Origin of the sequence: Pseudomonas sp. RW3S2, assembly GCF_014268955.1 — a bacterium.
Classification (GTDB): Bacteria; Pseudomonadota; Gammaproteobacteria; order Pseudomonadales; family Pseudomonadaceae; genus Aquipseudomonas; species Aquipseudomonas wayambapalatensis.
This window is the reverse complement of record NZ_JABWRM010000002.1, coordinates 50,976-69,707: the sequence shown is the minus strand read 5'-3', so window position 1 is coordinate 69,707 and position 18,732 is coordinate 50,976. Positions and strand designations below refer to the sequence as shown.

At 64.5% G+C, this 18,732-nt stretch carries 22 protein-coding genes; 14 read left to right on the top strand and 8 right to left on the bottom strand.

The genetic code is table 11. The features are described from left to right. Positions 1–130: 130 nt before the first annotated feature. The 5 genes from HU748_RS03210 (at position 131) to HU748_RS03190 (ending at position 3,903) form a co-directional block, all read left to right on the top strand. Positions 131–1,177 (top strand): catalase family peroxidase, encoded by a 1,047-nt coding sequence (locus HU748_RS03210; protein WP_186719157.1) that lies wholly within the window; start codon positions 131–133, stop codon positions 1,175–1,177. Further along, complete coding sequence (locus HU748_RS03205) at positions 1,174–1,707, top strand: cytochrome b/b6 domain-containing protein (protein WP_186719155.1); 534 nt, start codon at positions 1,174–1,176, stop codon at positions 1,705–1,707. The genes HU748_RS03210 and HU748_RS03205 overlap by 4 nt, the downstream gene beginning before the upstream one ends. A 56-nt stretch (positions 1,708–1,763) precedes the next feature. After that, entirely contained in the window at positions 1,764–2,975 is a 1,212-nt protein-coding gene (locus HU748_RS03200) for an MFS transporter (protein WP_186719153.1), read from the top strand. A gap of 88 nt (positions 2,976–3,063) precedes the next feature. Continuing rightward, positions 3,064–3,609, top strand: coding sequence for a cupin domain-containing protein (locus HU748_RS03195; RefSeq protein WP_063545119.1), 546 nt, complete (start codon positions 3,064–3,066; stop codon positions 3,607–3,609). Positions 3,610–3,615: 6 nt separating this feature from the next. After that, the gene (locus tag HU748_RS03190) at positions 3,616–3,903 is read left to right on the top strand and encodes a hypothetical protein (RefSeq protein WP_186719152.1); all 288 of its coding nucleotides are present in this window, start codon (positions 3,616–3,618) and stop codon (positions 3,901–3,903) included. Here the strand turns inward: HU748_RS03190 and HU748_RS03185 are convergent. Then, positions 3,895–4,485 carry a 2-hydroxychromene-2-carboxylate isomerase gene (locus HU748_RS03185; RefSeq protein WP_186719151.1) on the bottom strand — a complete coding sequence of 197 codons (591 nt, stop codon included), beginning with the start codon at positions 4,483–4,485 and terminating at the stop codon, positions 3,895–3,897. The genes HU748_RS03190 and HU748_RS03185 overlap by 9 nt on opposite strands. Positions 4,486–4,525: 40 nt before the next feature. Beyond that, on the bottom strand, positions 4,526–5,257 hold the full coding sequence (locus tag HU748_RS03180; protein ID WP_186708503.1) for an SDR family oxidoreductase: 732 nt from the start codon (positions 5,255–5,257) through the stop codon (positions 4,526–4,528). Positions 5,258–5,344: 87 nt separating this feature from the next. On the opposite strand from HU748_RS03180, the gene HU748_RS03175 reads away from it, so the two are divergent. Further along, positions 5,345–5,905: a TetR/AcrR family transcriptional regulator gene (locus HU748_RS03175; RefSeq protein ID WP_186708502.1), complete on the top strand. Its 561-nt coding sequence runs from the start codon at positions 5,345–5,347 to the stop codon at positions 5,903–5,905. Positions 5,906–5,942: 37 nt separating this feature from the next. Here the strand turns inward: HU748_RS03175 and nfsB are convergent, their stop codons facing one another. Further along, a complete protein-coding gene (gene nfsB / locus HU748_RS03170; protein ID WP_186665163.1) occupies positions 5,943–6,593 on the bottom strand; it encodes an oxygen-insensitive NAD(P)H nitroreductase in 651 nt (216 codons plus the stop codon). Between the two features lie 102 nt (positions 6,594–6,695). Between nfsB and HU748_RS03165 the strand changes: the two genes are divergently transcribed. Next, positions 6,696–7,592, top strand: a complete 897-nt coding sequence (locus tag HU748_RS03165) for a LysR family transcriptional regulator (protein ID WP_186719150.1) — start codon at positions 6,696–6,698, stop codon at positions 7,590–7,592. Here the strand turns inward: HU748_RS03165 and HU748_RS03160 are convergent. Further along, positions 7,589–8,449 carry a hypothetical protein gene (locus HU748_RS03160; protein ID WP_186719149.1) on the bottom strand — a complete coding sequence of 287 codons (861 nt, stop codon included), beginning with the start codon at positions 8,447–8,449 and terminating at the stop codon, positions 7,589–7,591. The two genes, HU748_RS03165 and HU748_RS03160, sit on opposite strands and share 4 nt — an antisense overlap. Before the next feature lie 135 nt (positions 8,450–8,584). On the opposite strand from HU748_RS03160, the gene HU748_RS03155 reads away from it, so the two are divergent. Together HU748_RS03155 and HU748_RS03150 are read left to right on the top strand one after the other, a co-directional pair. Beyond that, positions 8,585–9,415, top strand: a complete 831-nt coding sequence (locus HU748_RS03155) for an AraC family transcriptional regulator (protein WP_186665166.1) — start codon at positions 8,585–8,587, stop codon at positions 9,413–9,415. Between the two features lie 48 nt (positions 9,416–9,463). Then, entirely contained in the window at positions 9,464–10,048 is a 585-nt protein-coding gene (locus tag HU748_RS03150; RefSeq protein ID WP_186719148.1) for a LysE family translocator, read from the top strand. Positions 10,049–10,052: 4 nt separating this feature from the next. Here the strand turns inward: HU748_RS03150 and HU748_RS03145 are convergent, their stop codons facing one another. Further along, positions 10,053–11,264, bottom strand: a complete 1,212-nt coding sequence (locus HU748_RS03145) for a sugar transporter (protein ID WP_186708497.1) — start codon at positions 11,262–11,264, stop codon at positions 10,053–10,055. A gap of 195 nt (positions 11,265–11,459) precedes the next feature. On the opposite strand from HU748_RS03145, the gene HU748_RS03140 reads away from it, so the two are divergent. Continuing rightward, a complete protein-coding gene (locus HU748_RS03140; protein ID WP_186665170.1) occupies positions 11,460–12,752 on the top strand; it encodes a hypothetical protein in 1,293 nt (430 codons plus the stop codon). A 72-nt stretch (positions 12,753–12,824) separates the two neighbouring features. On the opposite strand, the gene HU748_RS03135 is transcribed toward HU748_RS03140, so the two are convergent. Then, positions 12,825–13,877 carry an NAD(P)-dependent alcohol dehydrogenase gene (locus HU748_RS03135; RefSeq protein WP_186665171.1) on the bottom strand — a complete coding sequence of 351 codons (1,053 nt, stop codon included), beginning with the start codon at positions 13,875–13,877 and terminating at the stop codon, positions 12,825–12,827. Between the two features lie 181 nt (positions 13,878–14,058). On the opposite strand from HU748_RS03135, the gene HU748_RS03130 reads away from it, so the two are divergent. After that, entirely contained in the window at positions 14,059–14,964 is a 906-nt protein-coding gene (locus HU748_RS03130) for an AraC family transcriptional regulator (protein ID WP_186665172.1), read from the top strand. Between the two features lie 46 nt (positions 14,965–15,010). Here the strand turns inward: HU748_RS03130 and thpR are convergent, their stop codons facing one another. Beyond that, positions 15,011–15,625: an RNA 2',3'-cyclic phosphodiesterase gene (thpR, locus tag HU748_RS03125; protein WP_186719147.1), complete on the bottom strand. Its 615-nt coding sequence runs from the start codon at positions 15,623–15,625 to the stop codon at positions 15,011–15,013. Positions 15,626–15,829: 204 nt separating this feature from the next. Between thpR and lpxO the strand changes: the two genes are divergently transcribed. The 3 genes from lpxO to HU748_RS03110 all read left to right on the top strand — a co-directional run bounded on the left by lpxO (position 15,830) and on the right by HU748_RS03110 (position 17,824). Beyond that, complete coding sequence (gene lpxO / locus HU748_RS03120) at positions 15,830–16,729, top strand: lipid A hydroxylase LpxO (RefSeq protein WP_054890877.1); 900 nt, start codon at positions 15,830–15,832, stop codon at positions 16,727–16,729. 102 nt (positions 16,730–16,831) lie between these two features. Next, positions 16,832–17,176: a carboxymuconolactone decarboxylase family protein gene (locus HU748_RS03115; protein ID WP_054890878.1), complete on the top strand. Its 345-nt coding sequence runs from the start codon at positions 16,832–16,834 to the stop codon at positions 17,174–17,176. Positions 17,177–17,254: 78 nt separating this feature from the next. Then, entirely contained in the window at positions 17,255–17,824 is a 570-nt protein-coding gene (locus HU748_RS03110) for a GNAT family N-acetyltransferase (protein ID WP_125929725.1), read from the top strand. Between the two features lie 85 nt (positions 17,825–17,909). Here HU748_RS03110 and HU748_RS03105 read toward each other — a convergent pair whose 3' ends face one another. Further along, positions 17,910–18,656: an outer membrane beta-barrel protein gene (locus HU748_RS03105; protein WP_125929724.1), complete on the bottom strand. Its 747-nt coding sequence runs from the start codon at positions 18,654–18,656 to the stop codon at positions 17,910–17,912. Between the last annotated feature and the right edge of the window lie 76 nt (positions 18,657–18,732).

The following is an 18,732-nucleotide window of genomic DNA, read 5'->3' as shown; positions in this document are numbered from 1 at the left end:
GGTCAGGTTCCGGCCCCATGGGCTGTCAGTGTAATGGGCAGACGGGGCGCGAAGAAATCTATTCCCGCCTGGGGAATAAATTTTTCGCTGCCACGTCATACCGACTCATTCACTGACCCGGAACGTCATCATGAACACACCCCTGCAAGGCCCTGCCAAGGCCCTGCGCCTGGCCGCCATAGGCGCCACGGTCGTGGCGCTGGGTGCAGGCTTCGCCTATGCCGCCGGCTGGATCGGCACCCCTGCCCTGACGCCGCAGCGCATCATCGACACCTTCGAAGCCCAGGCCGGCCACCATCCCGGCTATCGCAAGAACCACGCCAAGGGCCTGTGCGTCAGCGGCTACTTCGAAAGCAGCGGCCAGGCGCAGGCGCTGTCGAGTGCGCGGGTATTCAGCCAGGCACGGGTGCCGGTGATCGGCCGCTTCGCCATCGGCGGTGCCAATCCCTACAGCCCCGACGCCGGCGTACCGACCCGCAGCCTGGCGATCCAGCTGAGCACCGACGACGGCCAGGTCTGGCGTACCGGCATGAACAATCCGCCAGTGTTGGCGGTGAGCACTGCGCAAGGCTTCTACGATCTGGTCCTGGCCAGCGGCCCGAGCCCGAGCACCGGCAAGCCGGACCCGGCCAAGCTGCAGGCCTTCTTCGCCGCCCACCCGGAAAGCGCAGCCTTCCGCCAGTGGGCCGCCAGCGCCAAGCCCAGCGACAGCTTCGCCAACACGGACTACAACAGCATCAACGCCTTTCGCCTGATCGATGCCAGCGGCAAGGCGCAAGCCGTGCGCTGGCGCATGGTCGCGCAAACACCCTTTGCCGCCCTGCCCGCCCTGGTCGAGGACAACCTGTACCTGCAACACGATCTGCAACAACGCCTGAGCCAGGCGCCGCTGCGCTGGACACTGCGCCTGACCCTCGCCGAACCCGGTGACGCCATCGACGACCCGGCCAGCCAATGGCCCGACTCGCGCCGCAGCATCGATGCCGGCACCCTGGTGATCGACCACGTCGATGCACCTGAACAAGGCGCCTGCCGCGACCTCAACTTCGACCCGCTGATTCTGCCCAGCGGCATCGAAGCCTCCGCCGACCCGATCCTCGCCGCGCGTTCGGCCGCCTATTCGGAATCGTTCAATCGCCGCAGCCGCGAAAGTCTCGGCGCAGGAGCCCGCCCATGAAACCGTCCGCCTTCCACCCGCTGGCCCGCCTGGTGCACTGGCTCATGGCGATCCTGATCCTGGCAATGCTGTTCATTGGCGTGAGCATGGTCGGCGACCTGTCGCCACGTCACCCCTGGTTGGTGGAACTGCACAAGGCCACGGGCCTGGCGCTGCTGGCACTGGTGGTACTGCGCATCATCCTGCGCCTGACGCTGCCGCATCCGCCACTGCCCGCCGACCTGCCACCGCTGCAGCGTTTCGCAGCCGGCGCCTCGCACCTGGCACTGTACGGGTTGATGCTGGCCATGCCGTTGCTCGGCTGGGCGATGCTCTCGGCAGGCGGCTACCCACGGCCCTTGCAACTGCCGGCGATCATGCCTCACGACCTGCAGTTGTATGCCGTGCTGCGCCAGGCGCACGGCTGGGCGGGCTACCTGCTGTTCGTCACCATCCTGGCCCACTTCGGCGCAGCGCTGTTCCATGCACTGGTGCGCCGTGACGGCGTATTGCGTAGCATGTGGCCAGGGCCCCTGCGCCGCAGCGACTGAAAAACGCCTGCAGGCGGAACGGGGCCGATACCTTTCCGCCTGCCATGGATGTTTCAATGACCACCGCGAAGGACGCTGCTTCTCCCACCCCGCTTCACGCCCCCGCCCTCGATCTACGCCCGCTGTTGCTGGTGAACATGGCCTGCACCATGTCGATGATGGCGTTCGTCGCCTTGATCGGCCCCATCGCCCGCCTGCTGGGCATGGCCACCTGGCAGGCCGGGGCTGCCGTGACCGTGGCGGGCGTGGTCTGGGTCATTCTTGCGCGCCCCTGGGGCCGCGCAGCCGACCGTCTGGGCCGGCGACGCATCCTGCTGATGGGCAGTGCCGGATTCACCGTCGCTTACTGGCTGCTGTGCCTGTTCATCGATGGCGCCCTGCGCTGGCTGCCGGGCGCAACCCTGGCTTTCCTCGGCTTGATGCTGACCCGCGGCCTGATCGGCGCCTTCTATGCCGCGCTGCCGGTGGGCGGCAATGCGCTGATCGCCGATCATGTCGAGCCCGAACGCCGCGCCCGCGCCATGGCCCTGCTGGGCGCGGCCAATGCCGTGGGGCTCGTGCTCGGTCCGGCCCTGGCCGCATTGCTGGCGCGCCATAGCCTGAGCGCACCGTTCTTCATCATGTCGCTGCTGCCGGCCACGGCATTTCTCGTACTGCTGTTCAAGCTCAAGCCGCAGCCGTTGCCCCACAACTATGCGCCGAGCCCCGTACGCCTGGGCGATCCGCGCCTGCGTCGACCGTTGATCGTGGCCTTCAGCGCCATGCTCAGCGTGACCGTGTCGCAGATCACCGTGGGCTTTTTCGCCCTCGACCGTCTGCAACTGAACAGTGCCGATGCCGCCCAGGCCGCAGGCATCGCCCTCACCGCAGTGGGTGTGGCGCTGATTGGCTCGCAGATTCTGCTGCGCCAGTTGGAGTGGCCACCGCTGAAGATGATCCGCGTGGGCGCCAGCATCAGCGCGCTGGGCTTTGCCGCCGGGGCCTTGGCCACCACTGCTCCGGCATTGTGGGCGTGCTTCTTCGTCGCCGCCGCCGGCATGGGCTTCGTCTTCCCGGCCTTCTCGGCGCTGGCCGCCAATGCCATGCAAGCCAGCGAGCAAGGCGCCACTGCGGGCTCGATCAGCGCGGCACAGGGCATGGGCGCGGTAGTCGGCCCCCTCGCCGGGACCCTGGTCTACGCCCTCGATCCGCGCTTGCCGTTCCTGGCCGTGGCCGTGCTGTTGCTCCTGGTCGGGCTGTGGCCTGCGCCCGCCGCCCAGCGCACCTGACAAGCACAGCGCGTTGCCGGTCAGAGTGTGTTTTAATGCGCTGCCCATTATTTTTGACACCTCTGATCACTCACTACTCAAGGCGGCTATGGACACTGGGACACGACTCAAACTGGTGCGTGAACGCAACAACCTCTCCCAGCGGGAACTGGCCCGCCGCAGCGGCCTGACCAACTCGACGATCTCGCAGATCGAGCAGAACCGCGTCAGTCCTTCGGTCAGTTCCCTGAAAAAACTCCTCGAAGGCATCCCCATGAGCCTCGCCGAGTTCTTCAGCTTCGATGAACCTGCACGCGAAGAGCGCTACGTGTTCCGCGGCAGCGAGCAACCTGACCTGGGGCGCAACGGCCTGCGCATGTTGCTGGTCGGTGCCAGTGTCGAAGGCCGCCAGATGCGCATGCTGCGTGAGCTCTACGCGCCGGGCGCCGACTCGGGCGAGCCGATCGTGCATGCCGAAGGCGAGGAATGCGGGCTGGTCACCCGGGGTACGGTCGAGTTGTGGGTCGATGGCCAGGTCAGCGTGCTCAACTCTGGCGACGGCTACTACATCCCCACCACGCTACCGCACAGCTTCAAGAACATCGGCCCGGACGAAGCAGAAATCATCAGCGCCAACACCCCGGCGAACTTCTGATCGTTCATGCCCGCTCCCAACAGCCGCGAGATCTACCAGTGCCTGCGTGACGCCGCCCTCGGCGTCCAGGCGCTGGAAGTGCACGAGCGTCTGAGCGATGGTCGGGTCAGGGTACAGATCGGCCACTGGCAACTGATCCTGACCCTCGACGACGAAGGCCTCGCCCATTGCAGCGAATGCCGCGCCCCCGATGGCCGTGAGGCCGAGCGCGGCCACTGGCAACGCTATGGCACCGACCCGGTCGAGCTGCTCAGCATCTGGGAGCGCGAGCAGTTGGAACGGCTGTTAGGTTAATGCTTCTTCGATGAAGTCCAAGCGGTCCTGACCGAAGAACATCTCCCTACCGACAAAACAGATCGGCGCGCCGAACACGCCCCGCTCGACCGCCTCCTGGGTCACCTGCTTGAGCCGCTCCTTGACCTCGACGTCGGCCGCCAGGGCACGAAACGCCTCAGGATCCAGGCCTGCTTCGCGCAGCGTCGCATCGAGCACCTCGGGGTCCGCCAGATTGCGCTGCTGCACCCACAGCCCATCGAACAAAACCTTGAGCAAAGGCTCGAGGCGCTCGGGCGAGCGCATCTGCGTGCCGAGTACGCCTCGCATCAGGTTCAGGGTATTGACCGGAAACCCCGTCGGCAGGCTGAACGGCACGCCATAACGGGCAGCGAAGCGTTTCAGGTCGCCGATCATGTAGCGCCCCTTGGCCGGTATCGTCGCCGGCGAGGCATTGCCGGTGGCCTGGAACACGCCGCCCAGCAGCATTGGCCGCAGCGCCAGGGTGGCGCCTCGGCGGGCGCACAGGGCGGGCAATTGGGTCCAGGCCAGGTAGCTGGCCGGACTACCCAGGTCAAAGTAGAACTCGACGCATTTGCTCATGCAGCACTCCTTGTGGCGGAAGGTGGTTGGGCACAGCGGATCACCAGCGTTCGATCCAGGGGCGCAAGTCCAGTTCGAAGGTCCAGGCGTCCCGGGGTTGGGTGTGCAGGTACCAGTAGCTGTCGGCGATATGCGCAGGGTCGAGGATGCCATCCTGGTCCTTCAGGGCGTAGCGCTCGGGGAAGGTGTCGCGAATGAACGCCGTGTCGATGGCGCCGTCGACCACCACGTGCGCCACGTGGATGTTTCGTGGCCCCAGCTCGCGCGCCATGCTCTGGGCCAGTGCGCGCAAGGCATGCTTGGCGCCAGCGAAGGCAGCGAAACCGGCGGCGCCGCGAGTGCCGGCAGTGGCGCCGGTGAAGATCAGGGTGCCGCGCTCGCGGGTGACCATGCGCCGCGCCACCGCCTGGGCAGTAAGAAAACCGGCGAAACAGGCCATTTCCCAGATCTTGAAGTATTTGCGCGGCGTTTCGTCGAGGATGCTGCAGGGCACGTTCGCACCGATGTTGAACACGAAGGCCTCGATCGGGGCGATATCACGCTCGATGGTTTCGACCAGCTCGGCCACCGCCTCTTCCTTGCGTGCATCGGAGCCAAAACCGTAGGCCTGGCCGCCGGCCGCACGGATCTCGTCCACCAGCGGTTGCAGCTTGTCAGCGTCGCGACGGGTCACACAGGCGATATAACCTTCGCGGGCAAAACGCTTGGCGATCTCGCCGCCGGTGGCATCGCCCGCCCCTATCACCAGGACCGCTTTTCGTTGTTCTGTCATCGGCACCTCATTAGTGAACGATCATTTAGTAAACGAACGCTATGCTATGATCGCTGCACCGTCAAGCCAGCATACCGAGGTTCGCGGATGCGCTATTCCACCGATCACAAGCAACAGACCCGCGAGAAACTGCTGGCCAGCAGTGGCGTCCTGGCCAAGCGCGGTGGTTTCGCCAGTACCGGGGTCGCTGAGTTGATGAAGGCTATCGGCCTCACCGGTGGCGCCTTCTACAATCACTTCCCGTCCAAGGATGACCTGTTCAGCGAGGTGGTACGCCGAGAGCTGTGCAACAGCCCGCTCGCCCGCCTGGCCAGCCAGGGCGCCGACCGCGAGCGCCTGCGTCGTTGCCTGAAGCAGTACTTGAGCCTGGCCCACCTGCACAATCCCGAGGGTGGCTGCCCGCTGCCGCCACTGGGGGTCGAGATTGCCCGGGCCGAGCCACCGGTGCGTGAACAGGCCGAGCACTGGTTGCTCGAACTGCAGGCAGCCTGGAGTGAAACGCTTGGGGATGAGCGCAGGGCCTGGGCGCTGATCAGTCAGTGCGTCGGTGCCCTGGTGGTCGGGCGCATGCTGGCCAGCGAAGGGGTGCAGCAACAAGTGCTGGACGCCAGCCGCGACGTGGTCGAGCGGGCGCTGGAGGAAAATTGAAAACCGGGGCAGACCGTAATGGCCTGCCCCGCTTTTTTCAGAGGAAGGTAAACACCGTCTCGGCCGGCAGCCGCGACTTGTTCAGGCCGGCATTGAAGTCATCTTCGCTGCGATACCCAAGGCTCAGCAGCACGACGCTGGTAAAGCCACGCTCGCGCAGGCCCAGCTCAGCGTCCAGCGCCTTGCTGTCGAAGCCTTCGATCGGGGTCGCATCGAGCCCGAGGGCGGCAGCGCCGAGCAATGCGGTACCCAGGGCCAGGTAGGTCTGCTTTTCCATCCAGTGCTGCGTGTCCTTGAAGTCGTAGCGATGCAGGTTCACAAAGCTGCGGCGGGTCAGGTCCTGGCCGGCACGGGCCTGGTCATCGCGAAAACGGCCATCGGCGGCTTCCTGGTCCAGCACGGCGTTCAGGTGCGCCTCGGTCATTTCGGTGCGGGTCGCGAACACGATCACGTGCGAGGCATTGAGAATCTTGGGTGTGTTGTAGGCGAAGGCTTCGGTGCCCTTGGTCAGGCGTGCCTTGCCTTCGGCACTGCCGGCGACGATGAAGTGCCAAGGCTGCGAATTGACCGACGACGGGCTATGACGCAATTGCTCCAGCAGTGCATCGATGGTGGCTTGCTCAATCTTGCGGCTGGCATCGTAGGCCTTGGTGGTATAGCGGCGCTTGGCCAGGGTGACGGTATCCATCGGAACTGCTCCTGTCAGGGAAGGTGATGGCGCGTATCTTATCTTTCCTACAGGAAAGAAAAAGCAGCACAATGCAGCAACACTTTCATTCCAGGAGTGAAAATGCTGCGCCTTGAAGATTTAAACCTGTTCATTCGCTCCAGCGCCTTGGGCAGCTTTACCGCCGCCGCCCTGGAAGCCGGCCTGCTACCGGGCCAGGTGGCAGCAGCGATCAAGCGCCTGGAGCGTGAGCTGGACGTGCGTCTGTTTGCCCGCACCACCCGTAGCCTGCGCCTGACCGCCGAGGGTGAGCTGTATTTGCCCACCGCCCACAGCGTGCTGGAGACCCTGCGTCAAGGGCGCGAAAGCCTGCATGGCGACCACAGTGAACTGCGCGGTGTACTACAGGTGTCGGCGCCTTCGGATGTCGGACGCAACCTGGTGCTGCCCTGGCTCACCGAGTTTCGCCGAGAACACTCGGGCTTGAGCCTACGCTTCTTCCTGTCCGACGAACTCGCCGACCTGTACCGCGACCCGGTGGACGTCGGCATCCGCTATGGCATCGACGACACCGCCAATTACATCTCGCTGCCACTGGCGCCGTGGAACCGCAGGGTGCTGGTCGCCGCCCCCGCCTACCTCGCCCGCCGCGGCCGCCCGCACACCCCGCAAGACCTGCAACAGCACGACTGCCTGCTGTACCTGCAGCAGTCGCGGGTGTTCGACCGCTGGCAACTGGGCGAGCAGACGGTGCAGGTCAGCGGGCCGCTGTTCTGCGACGACGCCGACGTGGTACGGCGCTGGGCACTGGCTGGCGAAGGCATCGCCTTCAAGTCATGGCTGGACGTGCGTGCCAATGTTGCCGTCGGCGAGCTCGAGGTGCTGATGCCGGACTTCCCCGGCGACCTGCGCCCTCTGACCCTGGTGTGCCCGCACCGCAAGCAGCTGTCGCCGGCGGTGGCGCGCTTGCACCAGTGGTTGCAGGGCAAGTTTGCACTGTTGCAGCCCAACCCTGGTTAGTGCGCTTTGCAGGAAGACTCGGCCGGCTCTTTGCCAAGCGTCAGCACGCTGCCATAGATGGCGCACAACCAGCCACCCCGGTCATGCACCTGCTGTCGAGCGGTGTCCACGACCGCGAACATCTTGCCCACGGTCACGGTGGGAATGACATAGGCGGGAATCAGCAACGCCAGCGTCAACGCCCAACGCACCTTCCAATTGTCGTTGGCGCTATGCTCGCGCATGACGAAATAACACTGGGCATCGTCAATGACGCGGCCCTGGGCGAGCACTTCCAGAACATGCTCGTCCTGGCTCGTGAAGGGCGTCGCACCAGCAGCCCCGCTCGCCGGTTTCCCGGCGCGCAAGCCCTCCAATGCCTTGCCAGCCTCGCCACGTAGCACCCTGGCACTGCCTTCACGCCTGATCAGGTCTTCAAAGGTCGGATACCGATACGCGCCGGGCGCGCACAGGTGATAAAGAATGGAAAACACCAGCAGGCTCAAACCGCTCAACCAATACATGAACAAGCTGAAGGGCATTTGCTGGATATATCCCGCCAGCTTGAACACTTCGACCGCCAGCGGTACGACGCTCAGGGCCACCGTCACCAGAAGCATGAGTTTGCTGGAGGCAATCAGCGAGAAGAATTTCCAGTCATGAGCAAACCCCACCGTAGACGCTCGCAAGGATATGCCAACGCACACCAGGGTGCATAAGCCGACGAACGCCAGGTAGGCGCCCAACAGCCAGTCGCCCGTGGCGCCCATGTTCTGGACCAGGGGAACCAGTATCAAGATCGCTGCCACTTGGGCAACCATCGCAGTGACGATTATGACCAGTAGCGCCCGCAACCATTTTTTAGATATGTCTTTCATCAGAGCAACAGCTTCCTGCAAAAACACCCAGTATACCGGCTCAGTGCCACTATCCAGCCCATCCCGTGCACATCCGTTCTAAAATCCGCAGCGCTTTTAAGCTAAGGTGAAGACTCCCTTTCGCAGGCCACGCCCATGTCCAACTGGATCGACCTCAAGCAGGACGCCGACACCGGCATCGAGTCGGTCCGCGCCCATTTCGTCGGCCACGCCTACGACCCGCACTGGCACGACAGCTTTCTGGTCGGGGTCACCGAACAGGGTGTGCAGCAGTTCAATTGCCGCCGGGTTCGGCACCAGAGCACACCGGGCCAGGTGTTCCTGCTGGAGCCGGGCGACCTTCACGATGGCGACGCCCCCACCCACGAAGGTTTCACCTATTCCACGCTGTACCTGGACTCGAAGTGGCTGGAAAATGAGCTGCATGCACTGTTCGAACAGGCCCCGACCGGCAGCCTGCCGGCCTTCGCCGACACCCTGTGTGCCGACCCGCAACTGGCGGGCACCACCTTGCGCGCCTTCCAGGCCATGCACGGCGGCGAAATGCGAATCGTGCGCCAGACCGCCATGGACGACCTGCTCGCCTGCCTGACCCGGCACCTGCACTGGCGCAAGCGCCTTGACCCCGATCCACGCCTGCCACTGTGCGCCCAGCGCGCGCGCGACTACCTGCACGCCCACATCGACCAGGACATCAGCTTGAACGAAGTGGCACAGGCCTGCGGCGTCGATCGCTTTCGCCTGACCCGCGCCTTCAAGGCCGCGTTCGGCCTGGCGCCGCACGCCTACCTGATTCAGTTGCGCCTGGCCCGCGCCCGGCGCCTGCTGGCTCGCGGCGACACACCCAGCGCAGTGGCCATGGCCTTGGGCTTTGCCGACCAGAGCCACCTGGGCCGGTGGTTCCGTCGTGCCTACCGGCTGACACCGGCCGACTACCGCCGACGCTGCTCAAAGCTTCCAGACTGAACCGCCCCCAAGCCTGACCATGGTGCTCCGAACCACAGGAGCCTCACCATGTCGTCATCGCTGTTGCCCTTCATCCTTTTTGCCCTGGTCGCCAGCATCAGCCCCGGGCCGACCAACCTGCTGATTCTCGCCCACGGTGCACACAACGGCCTGCGTGCCAGCCTGGCGCCAATCTTCGCGGCTTGCGCAGCGGCGGCAGCGATCGTCTGGGTGGTAGGCCTGGGGCTGGGAGAGGTGCTGCTGCGCCACCCGCTGGCGCAGCAAGTGATGAGCGGGCTGGGCGTGCTGTGGTTGAGCCGCCTGGCCTGGCAGTTGTTCCGCGCCGCTGGTGAGCCCTTGCATGCAACGGCACGGCAGCGCTTCGGGGTTGTCAGCGCGGCATCGCTGCAACTGGTCAATCCCAAGGTCTGGCTGATGGCGGTGGCGGTGATCGGGGTGTTTGCCGCGCCAGGAGTGCCGGTGTGGCACTTGGCGCTGGTGTTTCTGATCGTCGCCCTGCCCTGCATGGGCGCCTGGGCGCTGCTGGGGATCGGCAGTGCCCGCTGGTTGCGCTCACCCCGGCACCTGCAGCGCTTCAAACAGTTGCTGGCATTGTTGTTGCTGGTGTCAGCGTGGTCGGCTTTGCTGGCGTGAAGCTTCAAGGCGCCGGGGGTGTCGCCAGAGCATCGCGAAAGCGCTGGCTGCTGGCCAAGGCCAGGCCCAAGCCCAGCACCGCCACCACGCCGCCGACCAGGCCAATATTGGCCACGCCGATCTGGCTGCTGACGATACTGCCCAGCAACGCCCCACCGCCGATACCGATGTTGTAGATCCCCGAGAACAGCGCCATGGCCACATCGGTGGCGTCGGACGCCAACTTGAGCGTCTTCGATTGCAGCGACAGGCTGAAGCTCAGGATCGCCACGCCCCAGAACATGCTCAACACGGCGAAGGCGGCGAAGCTCCCCGACAGCGGCAACAGCAGCAACAGGCAAGCGGCCAGACAACCGATCGACCCAACCAGGAAACCATGCGGGAAGCGGTCGCTGTAGCGGCTGAACAGCACCGAACCGAGCACCCCCGCCCCGCCGAACAGCAACAGGATCAAGGTGGTGTGCTCGCCACTGATCTGCGCCACATGCAGGGCGAACGGTTCGATGTAGCTGTAGGCGGTGAACTGTGCGGTGATCACCAGCGTGACCAAAAGATAGGTGATGACCAGGGCGCGCCTGCGGAACAGAATCGGCAGGCTGCGCAACGAACCGGAGTTCTGGCTCGGCAGCAAGGGCAGCGACTTCATCAGGCACAGCATGGTCGCCAGCGCCACGCCCGCAATGCTGAGGAAGGTGATGCGCCAACCCAGCGCCTCGCCCACCACCCGCCCGAGCGGGATGCCCAAAACCATCGCCAGGGTAGTTCCGGTGGCCAGCAACCCGAGCGCCTTGGCCTGCTTGCCGGCCGGCGCCACGCGCACCGCCAGCGACGCGGTGATCGCCCAGAACACCGCGTGCGACAAGGCGATGCCGATGCGGCTGACCAGCAACATGGCGAAACTCTGTGCCATCCACGACAGCAGATGGCTGACGACGAACACCAGGAACACGAACAACAGCAGGCGCCGCCGCTCGATGTTACGGGTCATCAGCATCATCGGCAGCGAAGCCAGCGCCACTACCCAGGCGTAGATGGTCAGCATGAGGCCCACCTGCGCGGTGGTCATGTCGAAGCTGCGACCGATGTCGCTGAGCAGTGCCACCGGCACGAACTCGGTGGTATTGAAGATGAAGGCCGCCAGTGCCAGCGCGATCACGCTCAGCCAGCTGCCGCCGCCTGCCGGTGCAGGAAGGGAATCAGGTAGGGGTCCATTCATCGAGGCCAATGCAATCTCCGCAGGCAAAGCGATAGGACGCGCCCCACGTGCCCAGATTAAGGACGCGGATGCACGGTTTGTTATTGATAGGAATACTCGGCATGGTACGCGTCAAGGCCGGGCCTCACAACCGCGCGCACACGGAGTACCATGACGCACTGTAGCAACCTGCGGAACAAGGAGTCCGATCCGCTCATGGACAAGCAACACCCTCAGCAGCAGTGGCAACAGGCGATCACCGCCTACGCCGAGGCCGTCAACCGCCATGTTGCGCAAGGTCGCGCACCAGGGCACGACCCAGCACAAGCGCCCTGCCCACCGGCCATCGACCACCTGCTCGAGGCCTGGCAGCTCGCCCTGCACGCGATCAACAGGCCTGGCATCGACGAGCACCAGCGCCAGTTGTTTCGCGAAGCCTGGCCGCCCGCCCATGATCCCTTGCTGCCACTGCTCCAGAGCCATGGCCAAGGTATCGCCAATGTGCTGCTGCTCGATGACGGCCGCTTGCTGGCACGCATCGGCATGCCCCACGACAAGGGCCAGGTGGTGCAGATCGACCGCAACGGGGTGACCCCGATGATCAGCGTCGAGTATTTCGGTCGCTGCCCGCGACGACGCTACTTCGCCCTGGCCAATGCCGAGGGCGTACGCATCACCGACGGCTGGGGCGGCCCGCAGGTCGCCCGGCTGTCCTGGCCCCATGGTTTGGAAGGCCTGCCACCTGGCTACCCGTTCGATCCCTTCGACCTGCCACCCGCCCCAACCCAGCTTCTCCCCCTGCCGGATGGCCAACGGGTGCTGCTGGTCAGCCGCGAGGGCATCTTCCTGCTCACACCTCAAGGTGCCACCCGCCTGCTGCGCCGCGAAGCAGATATCCTGGCGCAACTGGCCGACGGCACCGACCCTGACGACATCGCGCTCACCCTGACCCTGGCCCATGCGGCACTGTCGCCGGATGGCCGAAGGATCGTGCTGGGCGAGCAACGCGGCAACCACCAGCTACTCGACGAGCACCTGGAGCCGCTGGCCGAGATCGTCCCGGCGGGCGAGTATCCGCACTTTGCCCTGTTCAACCACCGCGGCGACCAGTTGCTGCTCAATGCCTGCCAGGGCGACGGCGGGGCCAGCCTTGGCGTAACGCTCGCCAATCTTGCAACCGACCCACAGATCTCGATGCTGCAGGAAGGCGTGCAGATTCATGCTGGCGTCGCACGCGAAGGTGAGTACATCGTCGGCGATGCCCAAGGCTATCTGCGCGGCTTCGGCGAAGACGGTGGTGCACACTGGCAGCATTACCTGGGGTCGGCCATCAGCGCCATGGACATCAGCGCCGATGGCAGCACCCTGGTCGCGGCCAGCCATGCCGGCTTCATCTCGCTGATCGCTTTGGACAGCAAACGACCTGCCTGGCAGATCGGCACCGGCGAACATGCCGAATTGCGCCGCTGGCTGTTCTGGAAAGGGTGGGAGAAGGCAATGGTCTGGTAGCCCCTGTACTGGCCGCAATCGCGGGACGGTTCGCCGCTGCGACTCGTCCCGCGATGGGGATAACCGCCCGGATCAGGCCTGCAAGGTCGCCATGTCGATCACGAAGCGGTACTTCACATCACCCTTGATCATCCGCTCGAACGCCTCGTTAATATCGCGGATATCCAGCATCTCGATATCGCAACTGATCCCATGTTCGGCGCAGAAATCCAGCACTTCCTGGGTTTCGGCGATGCCGCCGATCAAGGAGCCGGCCAGCACCCGACGCTTGAGTACCAGGTTGGCCGCATGCACGGGCGGATCGACCGGCTCGATCAGGCCGACCAGGATGTGCACACCGTCGAACTTCAGGGTTTCCAGGTAGGGATTCAGGTCGTGTTGCACCGGAATGGTGTCGAGCAGGAAGTCGAAACGACCTGCTGCCTCGCGCATCTGCGCCTCGTCGGTGGAGACGATGACATGATCGGCGCCCTGGCGGCGGGCTTCCTCGGCCTTGGCCGGGGAGCGGGTGAACAGTGTCACCTCGGCGCCCAGGGCCTTGGCGAACTTGATGCCCATGTGGCCCAGGCCGCCCATGCCCAGCACGCCGACCTTGTGCCCAGGCCCCACACCGTGGTGCTTGAGCGGTGAGTAAGTGGTGATGCCCGCGCAGAGGATCGGCGCGGCGCTCGGCAGGTCCATCCCTTGGGGGATACGCAGAACGAAGTGCTCGCTGACCACGATGCTGCTGGAGTAGCCACCCAGGGTATTGCTGCCGTCGATACGGTCGGGAGTGGCGTAGGTCTGGGTCGGCCCTTCCAGGCAATACTGCTCCAGGTCCTGTCGGCAAGCCTCGCAATGGCGGCAGGAATCGACCATGCAGCCGACACCGACGAGGTCACCGACCTGGTACTTGCCGGCCTTTTCACCTACAGCGGTGACACGACCGACGATCTCGTGGCCGGGCATCAGTGGGTACACGGCAAAGCCCCACTCATCGCGGGCCTGGTGAATATCGGAGTGACACACGCCGCAGTAGAGGATGTCGATGGCGACATCATCCGGGCGCAGGCCACGGCGCTGGAAGGTCATGGGCGCCAGCGGCGCGGTGGAAGACTGGGCGGCATAACCGATGGCGGTGTACATGCTCTGGACCTCGCAATGTTGAAACGATTCAGGCCACGCATTCTGCGCATCGAAACGGGCCAGGCCCACAGCCGATCCTCCGGCATTCGTGCCTGATTCTCCGGAGTTGGTCGAAGCAATCTGGCGCTGGACTGTCAATCTGCGAAGATGCCAGTGTCTGATTCTCTGTCACTGGTTTGCCATGCAACTGACCCAACACGTCGACGCCAATGCCCCCCTCTGCTCGCTGATTCGCGCCCTCGCCCCGCGCCCCGGATTCGTCGACACCTACCTGCCCCAGGTCCAGGTGTTGTCGTGGGACCACTACGTGGCCAGCAGCCCGCAGATCTACGAGCCGAGCCTGATCATCATCGCCCAGGGCAGCAAGCTCGCACGCCTGGGGCCGCGCACGCTGGAGTACGGTGCCGGGCATTACCTGATCCAGGCGCTTTCAGTGCCCTTCATGTGCGAAACCTTCGCCACGCCCCAGGCACCCATGCTCGGCGTGGCCGTGAGCATCGACCGCAACGTGCTCAGCGAACTGGTGCAGAACATGGCCCTGCCACCAGACCCGGCAGTACAGGCGCAGACGCCGCAGTCGATGAGTTCGGCGGCGCTGGATAAACCGATGCGCGCCAGCGTCGAGCGGCTGCTCGAATGCCTGCAGGACCCACTGGATGCCAGAATGCTGGGGGCAACACGGGTGCGCGAGGTGCTGTACACCGCCCTGCGCGGCCCGCAGGCCGGCGTGTTGCGGGCCCTGGTCGAACAGCAGGGGCACTTTGCCCGTATCGGCGTCGTGCTCGCCTACCTGCGCGACCATTACGCCGAGCCATTGAGTGTCGAAGCGCTGGCCAGCCGCGCCAACATGAGCGTTTCGACTTTCCACGAACACTTCAAGCGCTGCACCGAACTGGCGCCGATGCAGTACCTCAAGCGCCTGCGCCTGCTCAAGGCGCAGCAGATGCTGATCGGCGAGAGCCTGGGTGTGGCCCAGGTGGCGCACCGCGTAGGCTATCAGAGCACGTCGCAGTTCAGCCGCGAGTACAAGCGCGAATTCGCCCGCAGCCCAGGTGACGAACTGCCCTACCGCAGCCTGCCGGTATGACCCGGCTCTCAGGCCTGGCGACGGACCATCGCCACGATGCCGGCGCTCAGTTCCACCTTGGCCTGCCCTGGCTCGGCCTCCCCGAGGCCGCTGCCTGTGACAATGCCTCGGCGGCGCCCAAGGGCCACTCTGCCAGCGGCCAGTAACGCCCCTTGCGCGATTCATAAAGACCGAACCGGCGGGCATCGAGAAGAAACTCCGGCGCCTGGCCAGCCTCGGGCGGCGGCCCCTGGAAGTCCCGCGACAAGGTCAGGTGCGCACGATAGTCACGGGCCTGCCCGGCGATGCCCAGCGGCAGTACCCGCTGCTCCAGGCCGTAGACCAGCTGGCGCAGGCTGGCGGGTGTCTCGCCAGGTTCGAGCACCAGTGCACCAGCACGTCGCCACACCTGCAGACGGTCGAGCAGCAGGCGTATCGGCGCCCCGGTCCCACGGGGCGTCATGCCGTCAACCGCAGCGCACAGCGCCGGCACCAGGGCGGCATCCACATCGCCCAGGAACAGCAACGTCACATGAAAATTCTCGGCCGGTACCGGCTTGCCGGCCCGCAACCCCAACTCACGGCGCCACTGGGCAACGGCCCGGCGCTGAGCCTCGGGCAAATCCAGGGCAAAGAAAAGGCGCTTGAAGGGCGCACCGCTTGGGCGTGCATCCTGAACCATCGGAAACTCCTTGATAAGCCAAAGAACCGGGTGACGTGTCGATTCACCAAGCCGCCGGGTTGAATCGTTTGCGCAGACTGCCGACCATTCCACCTTGGTCCAAAGCGATGTAACAACATTATGTACAAACTGGCGACTCGATTGTTTATGCTGGCGGGCTACAGCCATGGCGCATGGCCATTTTTATTCGACAAGTAACCGTCCATGAAAATCGCACTCGTACTGATCTTCGTCCTCTCGATCGCCTATGTTCACCTGCGCGGTCGCGTTCGCCACAAGCTGACTCGTCAGTTGGGCGACCACTCGAGCTTCCTCGCCCCGGTCAACAGTTTCCTGTACCTGTTCTCCAAGCACCCGGCCAAGCCCTACCTGCCCGTGGAATCGTTCCCCGAACTGCAGCCGCTCAAGGACCATTGGCAGGAAATCCGCGAAGAAGCCCAGCAGTTGCTGCACGCTGGCGAGATCAAGAAATCCGACAACTACGATGATGTCGGTTTCAATTCCTTCTTCAAGACCGGCTGGAAGCGCTTCTACCTGAAGTGGTACGGCGAGAGCCATCCCTCGGCGATGACCCTGTGCCCACGCACCACCGAACTGCTGCAAGGCATCGGCACGGTCAAGGCGGCGATGTTCGCCACCCTGCCGCCGGGAGCCAAGCTGGTTCGCCACCGTGACCCCTATGCCGGCTCGTACCGTTACCACCTGGGCCTGGACACGCCGAACGACGATGGCTGCTACATCGACGTGGACGGCGAGAAGTATTCCTGGCGCGACGGCGAGGCGGTGATCTTCGACGAGACCTACATCCACTACGCGGCCAATACCACCGAGCACAACCGTATCATCCTGTTCTGCGACGTCGAGCGCCCGTTGAAATACCGCTGGGCAAGCGCCTTCAACCGCTGGTTCAGCCGCAACGTCATGGCCGCAGCTGCCGCACCCAACGATGCCAACGACAAGACAGGCGGCATCAACCGTCTGTTCACGCGCATCTACAAGATCCGCGAACGTGGCAAGGCCATGAAGAAACGCAACCGCACCCGCTACTACCTCGAGAAGTGGGCCGTGGTGGCAGCACTGGTGCTGCTGTTCATCTACATCTGACACTTCCTGCGGCCTCCTAGCCCCTCGGCGAAGAGGCCCGCCCTTCCCCCCATCTTCGACTAGCCTGAAAGCTCCTGTTGCCAACCTGACAAGGTGAAGACGATGAGCATGATGGACTGGGACGCCTACCGTAAGCAGTTGATGGCCGGCATCGGCGATCTCAAGCAGCTTTCCCCCGACACCGTGGCCGGCTACGCCACCGCCAGCGCTGCCGGCGCCAAGACCAACCACCTCGACGCCAAGACCCGCGAGCTGATTTCCCTGGCCGTGGCAGTGACCACCCGCTGCGACGGCTGCATCGCCGTGCACTCGCAGCAGGCGGTCAAGCACGGTGCCACCCGCGAGGAAATCGCAGAAGCCCTGGGCGTGGCCGTGGCCATGAACGCGGGCGCTGCCCTGGTGTATTCGGCACGGGCGCTGGATGCGGTCGGCAAGGCCGGCAGTTGAGGCGCTCGGGCGCCGCAGCACTTGCATGACGGCGCCCATACACCCAGACTTGCCGGCCCAGCCCGAGCAGGAACCGACATGATCCACATTCGCCCCATGACCCCGGAAGACTTCGAACGTTTCTGGCCGACCTTCCAGGCCATCGTCCAGGCGCGCGAGACCTACGCATACGACCCGCAGATGTCGCAGGAGCAGGCGCGCACGCTGTGGCTGGAGTTTCCGTTGCACACCCTGGTGGCCGAAGAGGATGGCGAGCTGCTCGGTTCCTACTACCTCAAGGCCAATGCCGCAGGCCCGGGCGCGCACGTGGGCAATTGCGGATACATGGTCACACCCCGTTCACGCGGACGTGGCGTGGCACGGCTGATGTGCGAGCACTCGCAGAAGCTGGCGCGCCAGGAGGGTTTTCTGGCCTTGCAGTTCAATTCGGTAGTGGCGAGCAACGAGGTGGCCGTGGCGCTGTGGCATAAGCTCGGTTTCGAGACCGTCGGGCGCCTGCCCAAGGCATTTCGTCATGCAGCACTGGGGCTGGTGGATTGCCTGGTGATGTACAAGTGGCTGGCCGATGAGCCAGTGACCGAGAAACCGGCGCTGCTGATCGGACGCAAGAACATCGAGGCGCGGGTGTCGCGGCGCCGGGGCCGCTAGGCGCCCTTGAGCCTGCAGGGGCAGCCTCGTGCCGCAATCGCGGCACGAGGCTGCCCTTACAAACGGCGTACAACCATCGAAGGCGTCAGAACGCCAGGCCGACCTTCACACCAAACTCGTCACGCTTGAGCTTGTTGTTGTCGGCAACCGGCGAGTCCTCGTCGATCTTGTACTCGGTACGGGTGTAGTACACGCCGGCCTGGATCGGCATGCCGCCCTGCTGGTTCATCAGCAGTGTGACTTCGGCATACGGGTTGGTGCGGTCCTTCATGTCGACACTGTCGCTGCCAAAGTCGTCGACCTTCAGGCGTGCACGGCCATCGATGGTATGACGGGCGCCGACCTCGACACGCAGGGTCGAGGCGTCGAACTGATGGTTGTAACCCAGCGCCGCCTTGGCGAACGGCGACTTGTAGGTCAGCTTGGTATCCAGGTCGTTGATCTCGGGCTCGAAACGGGTCCAGCTGTAGCCACCACCGACGATCACATCGACGAAGTTGCGCGCATCCAGCGCGGCACGCCAGCCAAGGTCGAGGTCGGCTTGTGCCTCCTTGAGCTTGTTGTCGTTCTTCTTGCCGTACTTGGCTTCGGCACCGATCTGGTAGATGAAGCCGGACTCGGCCGTCATCTTGTTGCCGAAGTTGGCGAACACACCGCCTTGGCCCAGGTGCTCCTTGTCGGAGTCGCCGCCGCCTTCGAACTTGAACTTGTCGTAGGAACCGAGCAGGCCGAAGGTGAACAGGGGCTCGGTGCTGGGAGCTGCCATCGCTGCCAGCGGCGCGCCGAGGAGGGCCAGGGCGCAAGTGTGACGCAGCAGTTTTCCAGTGAACATTCGCAAAAGTCTCCATGGCGTTGAATAAAAAAGGGCGAACGAGCGGTTCGAGACAACGTCAGTAGGAAAAGTTCGA